Genomic DNA, 19936 nt, shown 5'->3' with positions numbered 1-19936 from the left:
GCTGTCCATTTCCGCCCCAGGTCCGGAGGAAGGAAAATAATAAAGAGCTGTGTGGGCAAAATTGTGAAAAAACAAAGACCTGTCAATCTTGATCTGCAGACGATCCACTTCCCGATCACTGCAATCTCTTCGATCTTGCACCGTGTCTCTGGCGTCATTACTTTCATCGCAGTTGGTATTCTGCTTTGGTTGTTAGGGACATCTCTCTCCTCTCCAGAAGGCTTTCAATACGTATCCGAAATAATGACCGGCTTTTTTGCTAAGTTCATTCTTTGGGGAATTCTAACAGCATTGGCTTACCACATTTGTGGTGGTATTCGTCATATGCTGATGGACTTCGGCTGGGTTGATGAAACACTAGCCGCAGGTAACTCATCTGCAAAAATCACGTTTGTTATTACTGTCGTTCTGGCAATTCTGGCGGGGATATTAGTATGGTAAGTAATGCTTCAGCTTTAGGCCGCACTGGTATTCAGGACTGGCTGTTAATCCGTGGTTCAGCGATCGTTATCGTACTCTACGTACTGTATCTTGTTGGCTTTATTGCCATCAACGATATCACTTATGAAACATGGCGTGGTTTCTTCGCATCTTCTGTGACGAAAGTATTTACTATCCTCACATTGTTCTCGATTTTAGTGCATGCCTGGATTGGTTTATGGCAGGTGCTCACTGACTATGTTAAGCCATTGGCACTACGTTTAGTGTTGCAGCTTGTTATTGTTGTTGCGCTGCTGGCTTACTTAATTTACGGAACAATTGTGGTGTGGGGTGCATAAATGAATCTGCCAATAAGAGAATTTGACGCTATCGTTATCGGTGCAGGTGGCGCAGGTATGCGCGCTGCATTGCAAATTTCGCAACTTGGCTTATCTTGCGCCTTGTTGTCAAAAGTTTTTCCAACCCGTTCTCATACGGTATCAGCGCAAGGTGGTATCACTGTTGCACTAGGTAACACTCACCCAGATAACTGGGAGTGGCACATGTATGACACCGTAAAAGGGTCTGACTATATCGGTGACCAAGATGCCATCGAATACATGTGTAAAACGGGTCCAGAAGCGATTCTTGAATTAGAACATATGGGCTTACCATTCTCTCGTTTGGACGACGGTCGTATTTATCAGCGTCCATTCGGTGGTCAGTCTAAAAACTTCGGTGGTGAGCAAGCGGCTCGTACCGCTGCTGCTGCTGACCGTACTGGTCATGCTCTGTTGCATACGTTGTATCAACAAAACCTGAAAAACCACACCACTATTTTTTCTGAGTGGTATGCCCTTGATTTAGTTAAAAACCAAGATGGCGATATCGTTGGTTGTACGGCAATTTGTATGGAAACTGGCGAGCTAGTTTACTTCAAAGCTAAAGCAACGATCCTTGCAACAGGTGGTGCAGGCCGCATCTATCAATCCACAACAAACGCTCACATCAATACGGGTGACGGTGTTGGTATGGCTGCCCGTGCGGGTGTGCCACTACAAGATATGGAAATGTGGCAATTCCACCCAACAGGTATCGCAGGTGCAGGGGTTCTGGTAACAGAAGGCTGCCGTGGTGAAGGTGGATACCTATTGAATAAAGACGGCGAGCGTTTCATGGAGCGTTATGCGCCTAACGCGAAAGACCTTGCTGGTCGTGACGTTGTTGCTCGTTCAATTATGATTGAAATCCGTGAAGGCCGTGGCTGTGATGGCCCTTGGGGACCTCACGCGAAATTGAAATTGGATCACTTGGGTAAAGAAGTTCTGGAATCACGCCTACCGGGTATTCTTGAGTTATCTCGTACCTTTGCTCACGTTGACCCAATCAAAGAGCCAATCCCAGTTATCCCAACGTGTCACTATATGATGGGAGGTATCCCAACTAAGGTTACAGGTCAAGCGATTCGTTATAACGAAAAAGGCGAGGATGAAGTCATTCCAGGTCTGTTCGCTGTGGGTGAAATTGCGTGTGTATCTGTACACGGTGCTAACCGCCTTGGTGGTAACTCATTGCTCGACTTAGTGGTATTTGGTCGTTCTGCGGGTCTACACCTGAAAGAGTCACTGATGGAGCAAGGTTCAATGCGTGAAGCATCTGAATCTGACATTGATGCTGCAATGGCTCGCTTTAACCGCTGGGAAAATGCACGTACGGGTGAAGATCCTGTTGAAATCCGTAAAGCGCTGCAAACCTGCATGCAACATAACTTCTCGGTATTCCGTGAAGGTGATGCAATGGCGAAAGGTTTAGAAGAGCTGAAAGTTATCCGCGAGCGTTTGAAAAATGCACGTCTTGATGACACATCGACCGAGTTCAACACTCAACGTATTGAATGTTTAGAGCTGGATAACTTGATGGAAACAGCTTATGCAACAGCACAAGCTGCAAACTTCCGTACTGAAAGTCGCGGAGCGCATAGCCGTTTCGACTATCCAGATCGTGATGACGTTAATTGGCTGTGTCACTCATTGTATTTACCGCAATCTGAAACGATGACGCGTCGTGAAGTGAACATGCAACCTAAGTTGCGTGAACCCTTCCCGCCGAAAGTACGTACTTATTAATGCGTGGTGTTAATCCAGTTGCGGAGAAATGAACTATGAAACTTGAATTTTCGATTTATCGCTATAATCCGGACGTAGATAACGCGCCACGTATGCAAGATTACACGCTCGAAGTGCCTGAAGGGCGTGACATGATGTTGCTGGATGCGTTGATCCAACTGAAAGAGAAAGATCCAACATTGTCATTCCGTCGTTCTTGCCGTGAAGGTGTATGTGGCTCTGACGGCGTTAACATGAATGGTAAAAATGGTCTGGCTTGTATCACACCCCTGTCTGCGTTGACTCGTAGCGGAAAGAAAATTGTGATCCGTCCATTACCAGGTCTGCCTGTTATTCGTGACCTGATTATCGACATGAGCCAGTTCTATACTCAATACGAAAAAATTCGTCCGTATCTTATTAATGATAATAAGAACCCACCGGCGCGTGAGAATTTACAGTCACCGGCACAGCGTGAAAAACTCGATGGATTATATGAGTGTATTTTGTGTGCATGTTGCTCAACTTCTTGCCCATCGTTCTGGTGGAACCCGGACAAATTTATTGGTCCAGCAGGTCTTTTAGCTGCATACAGGTTCCTAATTGATAGTAGAGATACTGAAACAGATGCTCGATTAGATGATCTGAACGACGCTTTTAGTGTTTTCCGCTGTCATAGCATCATGAATTGTGTCAATGTATGTCCTAAAGGACTAAATCCAACGAAAGCTATCGGGCATATTAAATCTATGTTACTAAAACATAGTGCATAAAACCGATTTAACCTGCGGTACGAAAGTACCGTAGGTTATTAAATAGTAAAAAGTAAAAGCAAAAAAGTGAAAGTAATAAGCCAAACTGCAAATGATGAAGACGCGAGCAAACTCGAGGAACCTTTAAAAACTGCAGTCAGTTTTTAAAGGTTCCTTAAAAGGGGAGCCCGGAGTGATAAAGGGAAACCCAAAGTGAGAACATGCATAAAGCACGTCCAGAAGAACCTTTATCGAGGCCGCTTAAACGCGGCAATTAGTTAACCACGGCGAAAACTAAAGCTGTAAAAGCTTAAGGGATCACAATGCAGAACGGCGTAATGAAGGACTGGCTGGATTCGAGCTTTCTGGCAGGCGCGAACCAGACTTACATAGAACAACTCTATGAAGATTATCTAACTGACCCCAATTCTGTTGATGCTGGCTGGAGAGAAATCTTCCAGCAACTGCCTGGAGCAGGCACCAACGCTGAGCAATTCCACTCACAAGCACGCGAATATTTCCGTCGCTTAGCAAAAGACTCGACTCGTTATCATACCTCTGTTAGCGATCCTGCAATCGACGCAAAACAAGTAAAAGTTTTGCAGTTGATTAACGCATTCCGCTTCCGCGGGCATCAAAATGCAAATCTTGACCCATTAGGTTTATGGAAACGTGAATCTGTTCCCGATTTAGATCCAGCATTCCATAATCTAACGAAAGAAGATTTCGACGAAACATTCAATGTGGGTTCTTTTGCGATTGGCAAAGAGACCATGAAACTTAGCGACCTGTATGATGCACTGAAACGTATTTATTGCGGTTCTATTGGTGCTGAATACATGCATATCACAAATACTGAGGAAAAACGCTGGATCCAGCAACGCCTCGAGTCTGTGAATGTCGCTGAGCAATTTACGAAAGAAGAAAAACGTCGCTTCTTAGCTGAATTAACAGCAGCAGAAGGACTAGAGCGTTATTTAGGCGCTAAATTCCCAGGTGCAAAACGTTTCTCATTGGAAGGTGGTGATTCACTGATCCCAATGCTGAAAGATTTGATTCACCATGCGGGTAAACAAGATACGCGTGAAGTTGTACTAGGTATGGCTCACCGTGGTCGCCTTAACGTTCTTATCAACATTTTAGGTAAAAAACCGGCTGAACTATTCGATGAGTTCGCAGGTAAACACAAAGACCACTCAAGTGCTGGTGACGTTAAATATCACCAAGGCTTCTCTTCTGATTTCCAAACCGAAGGCTCACGTGTTCACTTAGCATTGGCATTTAACCCATCTCACCTTGAGATAGTTAGCCCAGTTGTTATTGGCTCTGTCCGTGCTCGTCGTGACCGTCTTGATGAAGGCCGTAGCAATATGGTGCTACCAATCACCATCCATGGTGACTCTGCGGTAGCAGGCCAAGGCGTTGTTCAAGAAACACTGAACATGTCTCAAGCGCGTGGTTATGAAGTTGGTGGTACTGTACGTATCGTCATTAACAACCAAATCGGTTTCACAACGTCTAACCCGAAAGATACTCGTTCAACAGAGTATTGTACTGACATCGCGAAGATGGTCCAAGCACCTATCTTCCACGTGAACGCTGATGATCCAGAAGCGGTAGCATTTGTCACTCGCTTAGCACTAGATTTCCGTAATACCTTTAAACGTGATGTGATGATTGACCTCGTTTGTTATCGTCGTCATGGTCATAACGAAGCTGATGAGCCAAATGCAACTCAGCCAATTATGTATCAAAAAATCAAAAAACATCCGACCCCACGTAAAATCTATGCTGACCGTCTAATTGAAAGTGGTGTTGTGACTGCTGATGAAGTCACTGAGATGGTTAATTTGTACCGTGACGCGCTAGATAGAGGCGACTGTGTCGTTGAAGAGTGGCGTGAAATGGGGCTACATTCTTATACATGGGAACCGTACCTGAACCATGAATGGAATGAAGAATACAAATCCACATTTGATTTAAAACGCTTGCAAGAGCTTGCGGTTAAAACCAGTACTATCCCTGCTGAAGTTGTCACTCAGTCTCGTGTTGAGAAAATTTACTCTGACCGTGCTGAAATGGCAAAAGGCGAAAAACCTCTTGATTGGGGTGCAGCAGAAACATTGGCATATGCAACCTTGGTTGATGAAGGTATTCCTGTTCGTCTATCTGGTGAAGATGCTGGCCGTGGTACGTTCTTCCACCGTCATGCTGTTGTTCATAATCAAACGAACGGTTCAGTATATGTACCGCTGCAAAATATCCATAACGGGCAAGGCGTGTTTAATGTTTGGGACTCAGTTCTGACAGAAAACGCGGTGTTGGCATTCGAATATGGCTACGCGACGACAGAACCACGCGCTCTGACGATTTGGGAAGCTCAATTTGGTGACTTTGCAAACTGTGCGCAAGTGGTTATCGACCAATTTATTAGCTCAGGTGAGCAAAAATGGGGTCGTATGTGTGGCTTGGTAATGCTTTTACCACACGGTTATGAAGGCCAAGGCCCAGAGCACTCCTCTGCACGTTTAGAGCGTTATCTGCAACTGTGCGCAGACCAAAACATGCAAGTGTGTGTGCCGTCAACGCCTGCTCAGGTTTATCACATGTTACGCCGTCAGGCACTACGCGATATGCGTCGTCCTCTGATTGTGATGTCACCTAAATCACTGCTGCGTCATCCATTAGCGGTATCAAGCATGGAAGAGCTGGCGAATGGTAAATTCCTGCCAGTAATCGGTGAAATAGATGAAATCAATCCGAAAAACGTGAAACGCGTCATTCTGTGTTCAGGTAAAGTTTATTACGATCTGTTAGAACAGCGTCGTAAGAATGAACAAACAGATGTTGCTATCGTGCGTATTGAGCAGCTATATCCGTTCCCACACGAAGATATTCAGCAAGCGCTGGCGCAATATGCGCATGTTAAGGATTTCGTATGGTGTCAAGAAGAGCCATTGAACCAAGGCGCTTGGTATTGCAGCCAACACAACTTCCGTGAAGCTATCCCAGCAGGGGCGACTTTACGTTATGCAGGTCGTGCTGCTTCTTCATCTCCAGCAGTTGGTTATACGTCCGTTCACCAAGAGCAGCAACAAGCTCTGGTTAATGACGCGTTGAACATTGAATAATTAAAGGATAGAAAATGAGTAGTGTAGAAATTCTTGTTCCAGATCTTCCTGAATCCGTTGCTGATGCTACGGTTGCCACATGGCATAAAAAACCAGGTGATAGCGTTGAACGTGACGAAGTGCTGGTTGAAATCGAAACGGATAAAGTTGTACTAGAAGTTCCTGCAAGTGAAGCGGGTGTACTAGAAGCTATCGTTGAAGACGAAGGTGCAACAGTGTTATCTAAACAACTGTTAGGCCGTATTCGTTTGGGTGATAGCACTGGCATGCCAGCGGATGTGAAACCTGCTCAAGAAGCTGCACCTGCACAACGTCAAACGGCGAGCTTGGAAGAAGAGAGCAATGATGCACTGTCTCCAGCGATCCGTCGCTTAGTTGCAGAGCATGATCTTAACCCAGCAGATATTAAAGGCACGGGTGTTGGTGGTCGTCTGACTCGCGAAGATGTTGAAAAACATTTAGCAGCGAACAAATCAGCGCCTGCTGCTAAAGCACAAGCACCTGCTGCTCCACAAGCGCCACTGGCACATCGTAGCGAAAAACGTGTACCAATGACACGTCTGCGTAAACGTATTGCTGAGCGTCTGTTGGAAGCGAAAAACAGCACTGCGATGTTAACAACCTTTAACGAAGTTAACATGCAGCCAATCAAAGATCTGCGTAAGCAATATGGTGAAGCGTTCGAAAAACGTCACGGTGTGCGTTTAGGCTTTATGTCTTTCTACATTAAAGCAGCGGTCGAAGCACTGAAACGTTATCCAGAAGTGAATGCTTCTATTGACGGTACAGATGTGGTTTACCACAACTATTTCGACATCAGTATTGCGGTATCGACACCTCGTGGTCTGGTAACACCAGTATTGCGTGACGTTGATGCGATGAGCATGGCTGATATCGAGAAGACAATTAAAGAACTGGCTGTTAAAGGTCGCGACGGTAAATTAACGGTTGAAGACTTAACTGGTGGTAACTTCACTATCACTAATGGCGGCGTATTTGGTTCTCTCATGTCCACACCTATCATTAACCCACCACAAAGTGCAATCTTAGGCATGCATGCTATTAAAGATCGCCCTATGGCGGTTAATGGTAAGGTCGAAATTCTTCCAATGATGTACCTTGCATTATCTTATGACCACCGCCTAATTGATGGTAAAGAGTCAGTTGGCTTCTTAGTGGCTATCAAAGATATGCTGGAAGATCCAACTCGTTTACTGCTGGACGTATAGCAACATAACAGGGCAGGGGCATACCTGTCCGGTCTGAAGTAACCGATGCAACCGGCTCCCGCCGGTTGCTAAATCAGTAACAATTGCAGGAGGCGAATAAACGCCTCTTCAGACTCAATTATGGATAGAACATCATGAATTTACACGAGTATCAGGCAAAACAGCTTTTTACACGCTACGGTTTGCCAGCACCAACGGGTTATGCCTGCTCATCAGCAGATGAAGCTGTAGAAGCGGCTAAAAAAATCGGAAACGGCCCATGGGTTGTTAAATGCCAAGTTCACGCAGGTGGACGTGGTAAAGCTGGCGGCGTTAAAGTCACAAGCAATATCAACGATATCAAAGAATTTGCTGAAAAATGGTTAGGTAAAAACCTTGTTACTTACCAAACAGATGCAAATGGTCAGCCTGTTAACCAAATCCTTGTTGAACATGCGACAGATATTGCTAAAGAGCTGTATTTGGGTGCAGTAGTTGACCGTGGCACACGTCGTGTTGTGTTTATGGCTTCTACCGAAGGTGGTGTTGAGATTGAGAAAGTTGCTGAAGAAACGCCAGAACTGATCCACAAAGCAGTTATCGACCCATTAACAGGTCCTATGCCTTTCCAAGGCCGTGAATTAGCATTTAAATTAGGCTTAACGGGTAAACAAGTTAGCCAATTCGCTAAGATCTTCATGGGCCTAGCGACTATGTTCTTAGAGCGTGACCTTGCTCTAATCGAAGTCAACCCATTAGTTATCAATACTGAAGGCGACCTAGTTTGTTTGGATGGTAAATTAGGTGTTGATAGCAACGCACTATATCGCCAAGCAGAAATGCGTGAAATGCATGACCCATCTCAAGAAGATGCGCGCGAAGCACAAGCTGCACAGTGGGAACTGAACTATGTTGCACTTGATGGCAACATCGGTTGTATGGTTAACGGTGCAGGTCTTGCAATGGGAACCATGGATATCGTTAAACTGCACGGCGGTGCACCAGCTAACTTCTTAGACGTTGGTGGTGGCGCAACTAAAGAACGCGTAACTGAAGCATTTAAAATTATCCTTTCAGATAAGAGCGTTAAAGCTGTTTTCGTTAACATTTTTGGTGGTATCGTTCGCTGTGACCTGATTGCAGACGGCATCATTGGTGCAGTAGAAGAAGTTGGCGTGAATGTACCAGTAGTGGTTCGTTTAGAAGGTAACAATGCAGAGTTAGGTGCGAAGAAACTGGCTGATAGCGGTCTGAATATTATCGCAGCAAACAGCCTGACGGATGCAGCTAAGAAAGCAGTAGCAGCGGCGGAGGCCAAATAATGTCTATTTTAATCGATAAAAACACCAAAGTAATTTGCCAAGGTTTCACTGGCGGTCAAGGTACTTTCCACTCCGAACAAGCGATTGCTTACGGTACTAAAATGGTTGGTGGTGTGACTCCGGGTAAAGGTGGCACAACTCACTTAGGCCTACCTGTATTTAATACTGTTCGTGAAGCTGTAGAAGCGACAGGCGCAACCGCTTCTGTTATCTATGTTCCAGCACCATTTTGTAAAGATTCTATCTTAGAAGCAATTGATGCAGGCATTAAACTGATTATCACTATTACTGAAGGTATCCCAACGCTGGATATGCTGACTGTGAAAGTGAAATTAGATGAAGCTGGCGTACGCATGATCGGTCCAAACTGCCCAGGTGTTATCACGCCGGGTGAATGTAAAATTGGTATCCAACCAGGTCATATCCATATGCCAGGTAAAGTCGGTATCGTTTCACGTTCAGGTACGCTGACTTATGAAGCGGTAAAACAAACGACAGATGCAGGTCTTGGCCAATCAACTTGTGTTGGTATCGGTGGTGACCCAATCCCAGGTTCAAACTTCATTGACATCCTGAAGATGTTCCAAGAAGACCCACAAACCGAAGCAATCGTCATGATCGGTGAAATCGGTGGTAACGCAGAAGAAGAAGCGGCTGCTTACATCAAAGAGCACGTAACTAAGCCAGTTGTTGGTTACATTGCAGGTGTAACAGCGCCTAAAGGTAAGCGTATGGGCCACGCTGGTGCGATTATCGCTGGCGGTAAAGGTACAGCTGACGAGAAATTTGCTGCATTAGAAGCTGCGGGCGTGAAAACAGTACGTAGCTTGGCAGACATTGGCGATGCTGTGAAATCAATGTTGGCAAAATAAGCTCTCGCTTAGCATAAACATTTAAAACAGTGAGGCTCGTATTCCAAAAGAATACGGGCCTTTTTTGTTGTGCGTGGAGCACTAAATACAGAGGGATAACACAGGTGCTGTTATCGATAAATTAGCGGATTATCGCAGTGTGGATACGTGAGATGGAGTGTCGTACTCTTTTTAGCGGCCTAGTTTTTTTAGATTTAATTGTACTATGCAACTACCCTTTAACGGGTTCCAATTATCGCCGTTTGACGGTTATTTATACTGCTTAAATGTTGTACTTTAGTCTTAAATTGGGTGTTTTTCACTCAATATGATTAAATATACTACTAAAGTGCCATTTTTAATAACGGATGCTTAGTCTTAATTAATAAATCTAAAATAGTCAAATAAGCAGAGATTATTTAGTAATTAATAAAATTCATAATAAAAACCAAATAGGCTAATATTATAAATTAAATTATCTTTTTATGAAGTTTTAAATAAAAAGTTAATTTTTTAGGCTCTCTTTTAGAAAATTAAGAATATTTGTACTATTATCAATAACAGACAATTAACATTTAAATAACCATTAATTGATGATAAGGATAATCGCTTAACAACAATCAAAAAAGTTGACGTAAATCAATTCATTAGTACTAGCATTATTTTTATAATTTGCTTAAATTGGTGTGCGATCAAATACTCATTTTTCTATTATAGGGTATAATTATTGATATATATTCAGAATTCAAATCTGAATCACGCAAAAGAAGTTTATTGTATGTGAAGATAAGCGTACTATTATTATAGTGTCGTTAGAGTTTTTGATTTTGTTAATTATTTGTTGTTTTGAGGCATTTTTTGCTGGTAGTTAAGAGGCTTTCTTTAATTGTATTGGAAGCTGGGTTGCCGCAAGTCGGTGTCTTCCTGCTAGGAGCAAGGAGTCAAGATGTTTGATATTGTCGAACTGTCAAGATTACAGTTTGCCTTAACTGCGATGTATCACTTCCTGTTCGTACCACTAACGCTTGGTATGGCGTTTTTGCTTGCGATCATGGAAACGGTATATGTGCTGTCTGGTAAGCAAATTTATAAAGATATGACTAAATTCTGGGGCAAGTTATTTGGTATTAACTTTGCTCTAGGTGTTGCCACTGGTTTGACTATGGAGTTCCAATTCGGGACTAACTGGTCTTACTATGCCCACTATGTTGGAGATATCTTCGGTGCACCACTGGCAATCGAAGGTTTGATGGCATTCTTCCTTGAATCAACGTTTGTTGGTTTGTTCTTCTTTGGTTGGGATCGCTTAAGCAAAACTCAACACCTTGCGGTGACTTGGTTAGTTGCTTTAGGTTCTAACTTCTCTGCGCTGTGGATCCTCGTTGCGAACGGTTGGATGCAAAACCCTATCGCTGCAGACTTTAACTTCGAAACAATGCGTATGGAAATGGTCAGCTTCTCTGAGCTGGTCCTGAACCCTGTTGCACAAGTTAAATTCGTTCACACAGTTGCTGCTGGTTATTGTACTGGTGCGATGTTTGTTCTGGGTATCAGCTCTTACTATATGCTTAAGGGCCGTGACCTTGCGTTTGCTAAACGTTCATTTGCAATCGCTGCAAGCTTCGGTATTGCCGCTGTACTATCTGTTATCGTTCTTGGTGATGAATCAGGCTACGAAATGGGTGACGTGCAGAAGACCAAGTTAGCCGCGGTAGAAGCTGAGTGGGAAACGCATGCTCCACCTGCAGCGTTTAACCTGATCGCTTGGCCTGACACCGAAAAAATGGAAAACAAATTTGCAATTGAAATTCCATGGGTGATGGGTCTTATCACAACGCGTTCACTGGATACACCAGTTCTAGGTCTGAAAGATCTGATGAAGCAACACGAAGTTCGTATTCGTAACGGTATGATTGCATACGGTGAGTTACAACAACTTCTTGCGGGTAATAAAGACCCTGAGTTGCGTAAATCTTTCGAAGCGAACAAGAAAGATTTAGGTTATGGTCTTCTGCTGAAACAATACGCACCAAATATTGTTGATGCAACAGAAGCACAGATCCAAAAAGCGGTTAAAGATAGTATCCCGAATGTAGGTCCATTGTTCTGGGCATTCCGTATCATGGTTGGCGTAGGCTTCCTGCTGCTGATTATCATCGGTCTATCCTTCCTGTCAGTGGTACGCAACCGTATTGGTCAAAACAAATGGTTACTACGTACCGCATTGTTCGGTATTCCATTACCGTGGATTGCGATTGAATCAGGCTGGTTCGTTGCAGAATATGGTCGTCAGCCGTGGGCTATCGGTGAGGTTCTCCCTGTTTCCGTTGCACACTCAAACTTGACAACCCATGATCTGATTTTCTCTCTAGCTCTGATCTGTGGTCTGTATACACTGTTCTTAATTGCTGAATTGTTCCTGATGTTCAAATTCGCTCGTAAAGGGCCAAGCAGCCTGAAAACTGGCCGCTACCACTTTGAACAGAAAAACAACTCTGCACAAGACGTTCAGTAAACAGGAGTCCACTTATGTTTGATTATGAAGTTCTTCGATTTGTGTGGTGGATTCTAATCGGCGTTCTGCTGATTGGCTTCGCTGTCACGGATGGCTTTGACATGGGCGTCGGCTTCTTATTACCAATTCTAGGTAAAACAGATACTGATCGCCGTATCATGATTAACTCAGTTGCGCCGCACTGGGATGGTAACCAAGTTTGGTTGATCACCGCAGGTGGTGCGATGTTTGCAGCATGGCCACAAGTGTATGCTGCGGCATTCTCAGGTTTCTATGTCGCGATGATTTTAGTGCTTGCAGCACTGTTCTTCCGCCCAGTCGGTTTTGACTACCGTTCTAAGTTGGAGAATCCAAAATGGCGCAACATGTGGGACTGGGGTCTATTTATCGGTGGTTTCGTTCCACCATTAGTTATCGGTGTTGCGTTTGGTAACCTGCTTTTAGGTGTTCCATTCCAAATCGATAGCCAACAATATCTGACTTATACAGGTAACTTGTTCGGCCTACTGAACCCATATGGTCTGTTAGCTGGTGTTGTTAGCTTAATGATGATTGTGACTCAAGGTGCAACATACTTACAAATGCGTACGACTGGTGAACTACACCTACGTGTTCGTAAAGCAACTTATGTAACAGCATTATTAACTCTGCTGGCTTTCGCAGGTGCAGGTGCTTGGTTGGTTATGGGTATCGATGGCTACGTTGTGACTTCAACTATCGATACATTAAGCGTATCTAACCCACTGAACAAAACTGTCGAAGTTGCTTCAGGTGCGTGGTTGACTAATTTCAACAACTATCCTGTGCTGTGGGCATTACCTGCTCTAGGTGTGGTACTGCCACTGTTGACTATGCTGTTTAGTAAAGCAGACAAAAATGCGTTAGCGTTTGTGAGTTCATCTCTCACTATCGCTTGTATCATTTTAACTTGTGGTGTTGCAATGTTCCCATTCATCATGCCATCAAACATCATGCCAAATGCAAGTTTGACCATGTGGGATGCAACATCTAGCCTGTTTACTCTGCAAGTTATGACGGTTGTTGCGATTATTTTTGTTCCAATTGTATTGGCTTACACTGCGTGGTGTTACTACAAAATGTTTGGCCGTTTGGACAAAAACTTCATCGAAGGCAACAAGCATTCACTGTATTAAGGAGCATAACATATGTGGTATTTTGCCTGGATTCTTGGCACGCTGTTAGCTTGTAGTTTTGCAGTGATTGCAGCTCTAGCTTTAGAGAATGCGGAAGATAAAGCTGCTGCTAAAGATGGCGAGTAATAAATAATGCTGGTGGATAAAAGCTATCAGCTATTGGATAAGGGTCCGGTACGGATCCTTATCCTTATATTAGCGTTAGGGATTGCTGGGAGTGTCATGTGGGATCCAACCCAATTTGCGGCTAAAACCAGCTCATTTCTTATCTGGCAAGGGTTATTACTTATTTGGGCAACCTGTAGTGGCATGATTTTTGGTGTCGGATTTCGACCTAATAAATTGATTTGGCGACTACTTTTCCATCCTTTACCTGCCATCATTATCCTTATCTGGGGCTTGGTTAAAGTCTTCAGCTAATCTAATTGTCAATTATGGGTCTGCGGATCCATAATTTTTTTTTGATAACTTTACCCCTAGGTCATTCCAAAGCGCCACCGTCTTGAGTATAGTGGCACCGTTAATTAATTTAACCTAGGATGGAGTGATTGTTATGTTATTTCGTTGGCCTGTTCGCGTCTATTATGAAGATACGGATGCGGGCGGTGTGGTTTATCATGCACGTTATCTCGCTTTTTTTGAACGGGCTAGGACCGAGATGCTACGGGATAAAGGTATCAATCAACAAAGTTTACTGGCTGAGAATATCGGGTTTGTTGTCAGGAGTATGACAACGGACTTTGTCAGAGCGGCTCGGCTGGACGATTTATTGGAAATTGAGACACAAATCATTGAGATGAAGCGTGCCTCTTTAACCTTTCAACAAAGGTTAATTGATTCACAAGGTAACCTGCTTTGCGGGGCTACGGCCCTGATTGCTTGTGTGGACACATCAAAAATGAAGCCGACAGCGCTTCCTAAGTCTATTGTCGCGGAGTTTAAACAGTGACTGACATGAATATCGTGGATTTATTCCTAAAAGCGAGCCTATTGGTTCAGATCATTATGTTCGTTTTGATTGGTTTCTCTATTGCTTCTTGGGCCATCATTATTCAGAGAACAAAAATTTTAAATGCGGCAGCTCGAGAAGCGGAAGCGTTTGAAGATAAGTTTTGGTCTGGTATTGAGTTATCTCGCTTATACAAAGAAAGTCAGGCTCGCCGTGACTCGCTAAGTGGAGCAGAACAAATTTTCCATGCAGGTTTCAAAGAGTTTGTTCGTTTACACCAAGCGAATATTCATGCACCGGATGCTGTTGTCACTGGGGCATCTCGTGCTATGCGCATTTCGATGAACCGTGAGCTTGAATCCGTAGAAGCGCACATCCCATTTTTAGGGACGGTTGGTTCTATTAGCCCTTATATTGGTCTTTTTGGTACGGTATGGGGAATTATGCATGCCTTTATTGCATTAGGTGCGGTTAAACAAGCAACACTACAAATGGTAGCGCCGGGTATCGCTGAAGCGTTGATTGCAACAGCAATTGGTTTGTTTGCAGCAATCCCAGCGGTAATGGCATATAACCGATTAAATCAGCGAGTCAATAAGCTAGAACAGAGCTACGATAACTTTATGGAAGAGTTTCTGGCTATCTTACATCGCCAAGCATTCTCTGCTGATAAGAAATAATACGGGGAGATAAGCGAATGGCGCGCAATAGTCGCAGACGTGAGCTAAAATCCGAAATCAACATTGTTCCATTGCTGGATGTTTTGTTGGTACTGTTGCTAATTTTTATGGCGACAGCACCGATTATTTCACAAAGCGTGGAGGTTGATCTGCCGGATGCCGCTGAAAGCCAGACCGTATCATCAAGCGATAATCCACCGATTATTTTAGAGGTTGCGGGAGTTGGTCAATACAATATGTTAATTGATGGTGAGCGCTTAGAGCTACTACCACCAGAACAGATTGCGGCTGAAGCGAAAGCTCAGCTAGATAAAAATCCAAAGGCGATTTTCCTTATCGGTGGTGCAAAAGAAGTGCCCTATGATGAAGTGATTAAGGCATTGAATATTTTGCATCAAGCTGGGATCAAATCGGTCGGTTTAATGACTCAACCCATGTAATTGAGTGAGTAATGATTCTTTTTTTGGAAACCAATTGTGGGAAAGACAAAAGAGAAAAAAGATAATTTAAGGCTTTCTCTTCTAACGTCGCTTGCGTTGCACGTTTTATTGATAGGCCTAATTATAATTGGTTCCTTAGTTTCCGTTGTCAAACTTGGCGGCGGAGGGGAGGAGGGGACTGTCATCGATGCGGTGATGGTCGATCCCGGCGCGGTTGTTCAGCAATATAACCAAATGCAACAACAAGAAAATAGCGCTAAACAAGCAGCTAAAGAGCGTAAAGAGAAAGAGCGTAAACAAGAAGCTGAGCTAAGGGAAAAGCAAGAGCAGGAACAAAAGCGTCTGCAACAGCTTGAGCAAGAGCGTATTCAAAGTGAACGAGAAGCGCAGGAGCGGCAAAAACAAGTTGAGCAGCAACAAAAACAAGCAGCTGAAGCGGCAAGAAAAGCGAAGGAAGAGCAAAAAATAGCGGAAGAAGCGGCGGCAAAAGCCAAAGCAGAAAAAGAACGCTTGATTAAAGAACAAGCTGCCGCGAAGGAAAAAGCAGAGGCTGAAGCGAAAAAAGAAGCTGAAGCGATAAAAGCGAAAGCAGCGGCTGATGCTAAGGCGAAAGCGGAGAAAGAAGCGAAAGCTAAAGCGGAAAAAGAGGCGAAAGAGAAAGCGGAGAAAGAAGCGAAAGCTAAAGCAGCTAAAGAAGCTAAGGCCAAAGCCGATAAGGAAGCAAAAGCCAAAGCAGCTAAAGAGAAAGCAGAGGCTGCAAAAAATTCCGCTGAGATTGATAATCTACTCGGTGATTTGACCTCTACAGGGCCAAGTCGTGAAGGTGGAGCGGCTTCCGCAGGCCAAGGTGGCGGTAAACGTTCTGGGGCATCCAATGCAGACGTTGAAAATTATGCAAGTAAAATAAAAGCCGCGATTCAGAGTAAGTTTTATGATTCAGATACTTACCGTGGACGTACGTGTGAACTTAAGTTACAAATTGCACCTGATGGCTTATTAGTAAGTATTACCCCTAAAAATAATGCTTCTAATGACCCAGCACTGTGTAGTGCAGCAATCAGAGCTGCAAACCTTGCAACGTTACCACGCCCACCGGCGGATGTGTATGAAGCATTTAAAAAACAAGGAAGTACAGTTGTATTTAGCCCAAAATAAGATAAGTCGGAGCTGTCTGTATTGAATTTATGTCTGCTATAGCATAAATAGTTCTTACAATATCTAGTTTTGTTAGTATACCTTTGTTAAAATTCAGCGAATTATTGTGGCAGTGAATACCACAGTAAGGGAGATAAGGATGAAGCAGGCTTTTAAAGTAGTTCTCGGGTTCCTCATGTTATGGGCAACAGTTGCTCAGGCTGAAATCCGTATTGAGATCACGGAAGGTGTTAATAGTGCTCAGCCAATAGGGGTTGTTCCTTTTAAATGGTCTGGCTCAGGTACACCTCCACAAGAAATCGGGCAAATTGTTGGTGCTGATTTACGCAATAGTGGCAAATTTAACCCTATTGAGCCTAGTCGTATGCCTCAACAACCTGCGACCGCTTCTGAAGTAGTTCCTGAGGCTTGGACAGCATTGGGGATTAATGCCGTTGTTGTCGGTCAAATCCAACCCGCGGCTGATGGCAGCTATGTGGTTAGCTACCAATTAGTTGATGTTGCTGGTAGCCCAGGCACGGTCTTATCTCAAAACCAGTATAAGGTCACTAAAGAGTGGTTACGTTATGCCGCCCATACCGCAAGCGATGAAGTTTTTGAAAAGCTGACCGGTATTCGTGGTGCATTCCGTACACGTATCGCCTATGTTGTGACTAATAAAGGGGGTCAATACCCTTATGAATTACGTGTTTCTGATTACGATGGCTATAACCAATTTACGGTTCATCGTTCTCCGGAACCTTTGATGTCGCCAACTTGGTCACCTGATGGTGAGCGTTTGGCGTATGTGACGTTTGAAAGTGGCAGTTCAGCACTGGTGATTCAGACGCTATCAACTGGCGCCGTTCGTCAGGTTGCATCATTCCCTCGTCATAATGGTGCTCCAGCGTTTTCTCCAGATGGGACTAAACTGGCTTTTGCTTTGTCAAAAACAGGTAGCTTAAATCTTTATATTATGGATTTAGCGAGCGGCCAAATTCGTCAAGTGACTGATGGTCGTAGTAATAATACAGAGCCAAGCTGGATGCCAGATAGTCAAACATTGGTCTATACATCTGACCAAGCGGGTCGTCCGCAAATTTACAAGATTAATATTAATGGCGGTAGCCCTGAACGTGTGACCTGGGAAGGTACACAAAATCAGGACGCTGATGTTAGCCCGGATGGATCTTTCATTGTAATGGTCAGCTCCGGCGGTGGTCAGCAGCATATCGCCAAACAGGATCTGGCGACGGGTAACGTTGAATATTTAACGAAAACGTTTCTAGATGAAACGCCGAGTATCGCACCTAACGGCACTATGGTTATTTATAGCTCCTCTCAAGGCTTGGGGACTATATTGCAGCTAGTTTCGACCGACGGGCGTTTCAAAGCGCGTCTTCCGGCAACCGATGGACAGGTTAAATTTCCTGCTTGGTCGCCGTATCTGTGATGCATAATAATAATGTGTGGCAAACTATTAAGGATCAAAACGATGCAACTGAATAAAGTGCTTAAAGGGCTGATGATCGCATTACCAATCATGGCTGTCGCAGCTTGTAGCTCTAACAAAAACAATGACCAAAATGGCGCGGATTCTTCAATGAACCAAACTAACAGCGGTCTGTCTGCGGAAGAGCTGGCACGTCAGCAAATGCAAGAACTGCAAAATAACAATATCGTTTACTTCGGTTTCGATAAATACAACGTATCTCCAGAATACGCTGATATGTTAGATGCTCATGCAGCTTTCCTACGTAACAACCCATCTGTTAAAGTTGTTGTTGAAGGTCATGCGGATGAGCGTGGTACTCCTGAGTACAACATCGCACTGGGTGAACGTCGTGCTAATGCAGTTAAAATGTACCTGCAAAGCAAAGGTGTAGCGGGTGATCAAGTTTCTCTGGTTTCTTACGGTAAAGAAAAACCAGCTGTGTTAGGTCACACAGAAGCTGATTACGCTAAAAACCGTCGTGCAGTTATTGCATACTAATCGATAAGCGAAATTATCTCTTATGAACAGTAACTTCAGACATTTATTTGTAGGTCTGTCGTTATTGGTTGGCGTAGCGGCCCCTTGGGCCGCTATTGCCCAAGCGCCAATCATTAATGTCGGATCCGGTTCATCCGGTGATCGTCTTACTCAGCTTGAGACGGCAGTTAACTCTCAAGGCCAGATCTTATATCAAATCCAGCAACAGATTGCTGACAACCAACGCGATATCGATACATTGCGTGGTCAGATTCAGGAAAATCAATATAAACTGAATCAAATTGTTGAGCGCCAAAAAGATTTGTATATGCAATTAGGTCAGGTGAGTGGCGGTACTACAGAATCATCAAATTCATCGGCAGCAGCGGACTCCTCCACTTCAGCACCTGCACCAGAAGCCTCTGGTGGTGGCGAAAAGGAAGATTATAATGCTGCAGTTGCGCTTGCGATGAAAAGCAAATCTAAAGCGCAAATCGATGAGGCCATCGGTGCATTACAAAGCTTTATTAAAAGCTATCCCAAATCCAGCTATCAATCTAATGCTAACTATTGGTTAGGGCAACTTAACTATAATAAAGGTAGCAAAGATGATGCGGCATTCTACTTTGCAACTGTTGTGAAAGAATATCCTAAATCCCAAAAAAGCAGTGAGGCTCTGTATAAAGTCGGCCTGATCATGCAAGACAAAGGGCAGAAGGATAAAGCAAAAGCGGTTTATCAACAGGTGCTGAAACAGTATCCGAATAGCGCTGGTGCTAAACTTGCAGAGAAAAAGCTTAGCTCACTTTAAGGATTAACCCCGAAGAAGTAATTACCGAATATTTCGGGGTTAACCGTATGATAAGTGTGCATTCAATCGTTTTTTTCAAAAAAATCATTGCACCATCGTCAGAAATGAGTAATATAAGCCGCCGTTGACGCAAGAATAAGTTGTTAAGTTTAATGGGTCGTTAGCTCAGTCGGTAGAGCAGTTGACTTTTAATCAATTGGTCGCAGGTTCGAATCCTGCACGACCCACCATTAACAGCCTCTATTTCGTTAATGTGCTTTAAGATGTGTGAGTTAATTTAGTCGGTAGAACAAGAGCTCATTGAACGCTTGTTCGTATTAGGCCTCAAACACAATGAGTCACCCTGCACGACCGCCATCTTAAAATAAAAAAATCAGTTATATCAGATGGGTCGTTAGCTCAGTCGGTAGAGCAGTTGACTTTTAATCAATTGGTCGCAGGTTCGAATCCTGCACGACCCACCATCTTAAGATAACAAAATCCAGTCATATT

At 43.9% G+C, this 19936-nt stretch carries 19 protein-coding genes and 2 tRNA genes; all 21 read left to right on the top strand.

Annotation, left to right across the window (positions count from 1 at the left end; translation table 11 throughout):
- The first annotated feature begins 51 nt into the window (after positions 1 to 51).
- The 21 genes from sdhC (at position 52) to PR699_RS07890 (ending at position 19908) form a co-directional block, all read left to right on the top strand.
- Positions 52 to 441 carry a succinate dehydrogenase cytochrome b556 subunit gene (gene sdhC, locus PR699_RS07990; RefSeq protein WP_004917750.1) on the top strand — a complete coding sequence of 130 codons (390 nt, stop codon included), beginning with the start codon at positions 52 to 54 and terminating at the stop codon, positions 439 to 441.
- Positions 435 to 779 (top strand): succinate dehydrogenase membrane anchor subunit, encoded by a 345-nt coding sequence (gene sdhD, locus PR699_RS07985; protein WP_004917752.1) that lies wholly within the window; start codon positions 435 to 437, stop codon positions 777 to 779. The genes sdhC and sdhD overlap by 7 nt, the downstream gene beginning before the upstream one ends.
- The gene (sdhA, locus tag PR699_RS07980) at positions 780 to 2546 is read left to right on the top strand and encodes a succinate dehydrogenase flavoprotein subunit (protein ID WP_004917753.1); all 1767 of its coding nucleotides are present in this window, start codon (positions 780 to 782) and stop codon (positions 2544 to 2546) included.
- Positions 2547 to 2581: 35 nt separating this feature from the next.
- On the top strand, positions 2582 to 3298 hold the full coding sequence (locus PR699_RS07975; RefSeq protein WP_004917754.1) for a succinate dehydrogenase iron-sulfur subunit: 717 nt from the start codon (positions 2582 to 2584) through the stop codon (positions 3296 to 3298).
- A gap of 302 nt (positions 3299 to 3600) precedes the next feature.
- Complete coding sequence (gene sucA / locus PR699_RS07970; RefSeq protein WP_004917756.1) at positions 3601 to 6408, top strand: 2-oxoglutarate dehydrogenase E1 component; 2808 nt, start codon at positions 3601 to 3603, stop codon at positions 6406 to 6408.
- A 14-nt stretch (positions 6409 to 6422) separates the two neighbouring features.
- Entirely contained in the window at positions 6423 to 7637 is a 1215-nt protein-coding gene (odhB, locus tag PR699_RS07965; RefSeq protein ID WP_004917758.1) for a 2-oxoglutarate dehydrogenase complex dihydrolipoyllysine-residue succinyltransferase, read from the top strand.
- Between the two features lie 134 nt (positions 7638 to 7771).
- On the top strand, positions 7772 to 8938 hold the full coding sequence (gene sucC, locus PR699_RS07960; protein WP_004917759.1) for an ADP-forming succinate--CoA ligase subunit beta: 1167 nt from the start codon (positions 7772 to 7774) through the stop codon (positions 8936 to 8938).
- Positions 8938 to 9810 (top strand): succinate--CoA ligase subunit alpha, encoded by an 873-nt coding sequence (gene sucD, locus PR699_RS07955; protein WP_004917763.1) that lies wholly within the window; start codon positions 8938 to 8940, stop codon positions 9808 to 9810. Before sucC ends, sucD begins: the two co-directional genes overlap by 1 nt.
- Positions 9811 to 10735: 925 nt before the next feature.
- Positions 10736 to 12304 carry a cytochrome ubiquinol oxidase subunit I gene (cydA, locus tag PR699_RS07950; protein WP_004917765.1) on the top strand — a complete coding sequence of 523 codons (1569 nt, stop codon included), beginning with the start codon at positions 10736 to 10738 and terminating at the stop codon, positions 12302 to 12304.
- A gap of 14 nt (positions 12305 to 12318) precedes the next feature.
- A complete protein-coding gene (cydB, locus tag PR699_RS07945) occupies positions 12319 to 13458 on the top strand; it encodes a cytochrome d ubiquinol oxidase subunit II (protein WP_004917768.1) in 1140 nt (379 codons plus the stop codon).
- A gap of 12 nt (positions 13459 to 13470) precedes the next feature.
- Entirely contained in the window at positions 13471 to 13584 is a 114-nt protein-coding gene (gene cydX, locus PR699_RS07940; RefSeq protein ID WP_272577834.1) for a cytochrome bd-I oxidase subunit CydX, read from the top strand.
- A 6-nt stretch (positions 13585 to 13590) separates the two neighbouring features.
- A complete protein-coding gene (ybgE, locus tag PR699_RS07935) occupies positions 13591 to 13878 on the top strand; it encodes a cyd operon protein YbgE (protein ID WP_004917770.1) in 288 nt (95 codons plus the stop codon).
- Positions 13879 to 14002: 124 nt separating this feature from the next.
- Positions 14003 to 14407, top strand: a complete 405-nt coding sequence (gene ybgC / locus PR699_RS07930) for a tol-pal system-associated acyl-CoA thioesterase (RefSeq protein ID WP_169342104.1) — start codon at positions 14003 to 14005, stop codon at positions 14405 to 14407.
- Positions 14404 to 15087, top strand: a complete 684-nt coding sequence (gene tolQ, locus PR699_RS07925; protein ID WP_004917773.1) for a Tol-Pal system protein TolQ — start codon at positions 14404 to 14406, stop codon at positions 15085 to 15087. Before ybgC ends, tolQ begins: the two co-directional genes overlap by 4 nt.
- Positions 15088 to 15104: 17 nt before the next feature.
- Complete coding sequence (gene tolR / locus PR699_RS07920) at positions 15105 to 15527, top strand: colicin uptake protein TolR (RefSeq protein ID WP_004917775.1); 423 nt, start codon at positions 15105 to 15107, stop codon at positions 15525 to 15527.
- Between the two features lie 36 nt (positions 15528 to 15563).
- A complete protein-coding gene (gene tolA / locus PR699_RS07915; RefSeq protein WP_004917777.1) occupies positions 15564 to 16682 on the top strand; it encodes a cell envelope integrity protein TolA in 1119 nt (372 codons plus the stop codon).
- A 139-nt stretch (positions 16683 to 16821) separates the two neighbouring features.
- The gene (gene tolB, locus PR699_RS07910; protein ID WP_004917780.1) at positions 16822 to 18114 is read left to right on the top strand and encodes a Tol-Pal system beta propeller repeat protein TolB; all 1293 of its coding nucleotides are present in this window, start codon (positions 16822 to 16824) and stop codon (positions 18112 to 18114) included.
- Positions 18115 to 18156: 42 nt separating this feature from the next.
- The gene (gene pal / locus PR699_RS07905; RefSeq protein WP_014657760.1) at positions 18157 to 18654 is read left to right on the top strand and encodes a peptidoglycan-associated lipoprotein Pal; all 498 of its coding nucleotides are present in this window, start codon (positions 18157 to 18159) and stop codon (positions 18652 to 18654) included.
- Between the two features lie 22 nt (positions 18655 to 18676).
- Positions 18677 to 19444 carry a cell division protein CpoB gene (gene cpoB / locus PR699_RS07900; RefSeq protein ID WP_004917784.1) on the top strand — a complete coding sequence of 256 codons (768 nt, stop codon included), beginning with the start codon at positions 18677 to 18679 and terminating at the stop codon, positions 19442 to 19444.
- 154 nt (positions 19445 to 19598) lie between these two features.
- Positions 19599 to 19674 (top strand) — tRNA-Lys (locus PR699_RS07895).
- A gap of 158 nt (positions 19675 to 19832) precedes the next feature.
- Positions 19833 to 19908, top strand: a tRNA-Lys gene (locus tag PR699_RS07890).
- The last annotated feature ends 28 nt before the right edge of the window (positions 19909 to 19936 follow it).

Origin of the sequence: Providencia sp. PROV268 (assembly GCF_028477805.1) — a bacterium.
Classification (GTDB): Bacteria; Pseudomonadota; Gammaproteobacteria; order Enterobacterales; family Enterobacteriaceae; genus Providencia; species Providencia stuartii.
The sequence above is the reverse complement of the archived record's forward strand: the minus strand, read 5'-3'. Positions and strand labels throughout refer to the sequence as shown.

Bases quoted from the DNA above. Each gene is read 5' to 3' on its own strand.
- sdhD (WP_004917752.1), top strand. From the start codon at position 435: ATGGTAAGTAATGCTTCAGCTTTAGGCCGCACTGGTATTCAGGACTGG.
- sdhA (WP_004917753.1), top strand. From the start codon at position 780: ATGAATCTGCCAATAAGAGAATTTGACGCTATCGTTATCGGTGCAGGT.
- PR699_RS07975 (WP_004917754.1), top strand. From the start codon at position 2,582: ATGAAACTTGAATTTTCGATTTATCGCTATAATCCGGACGTAGATAAC.
- sucA (WP_004917756.1), top strand. From the start codon at position 3,601: ATGCAGAACGGCGTAATGAAGGACTGGCTGGATTCGAGCTTTCTGGCA.
- odhB (WP_004917758.1), top strand. From the start codon at position 6,423: ATGAGTAGTGTAGAAATTCTTGTTCCAGATCTTCCTGAATCCGTTGCT.
- sucC (WP_004917759.1), top strand. From the start codon at position 7,772: ATGAATTTACACGAGTATCAGGCAAAACAGCTTTTTACACGCTACGGT.
- sucD (WP_004917763.1), top strand. From the start codon at position 8,938: ATGTCTATTTTAATCGATAAAAACACCAAAGTAATTTGCCAAGGTTTC.
- cydA (WP_004917765.1), top strand. From the start codon at position 10,736: ATGTTTGATATTGTCGAACTGTCAAGATTACAGTTTGCCTTAACTGCG.
- cydB (WP_004917768.1), top strand. From the start codon at position 12,319: ATGTTTGATTATGAAGTTCTTCGATTTGTGTGGTGGATTCTAATCGGC.
- cydX (WP_272577834.1), top strand. From the start codon at position 13,471: ATGTGGTATTTTGCCTGGATTCTTGGCACGCTGTTAGCTTGTAGTTTT.
- ybgE (WP_004917770.1), top strand. From the start codon at position 13,591: ATGCTGGTGGATAAAAGCTATCAGCTATTGGATAAGGGTCCGGTACGG.
- tolR (WP_004917775.1), top strand. From the start codon at position 15,105: ATGGCGCGCAATAGTCGCAGACGTGAGCTAAAATCCGAAATCAACATT.
- tolB (WP_004917780.1), top strand. From the start codon at position 16,822: ATGAAGCAGGCTTTTAAAGTAGTTCTCGGGTTCCTCATGTTATGGGCA.
- pal (WP_014657760.1), top strand. From the start codon at position 18,157: ATGCAACTGAATAAAGTGCTTAAAGGGCTGATGATCGCATTACCAATC.
- cpoB (WP_004917784.1), top strand. From the start codon at position 18,677: ATGAACAGTAACTTCAGACATTTATTTGTAGGTCTGTCGTTATTGGTT.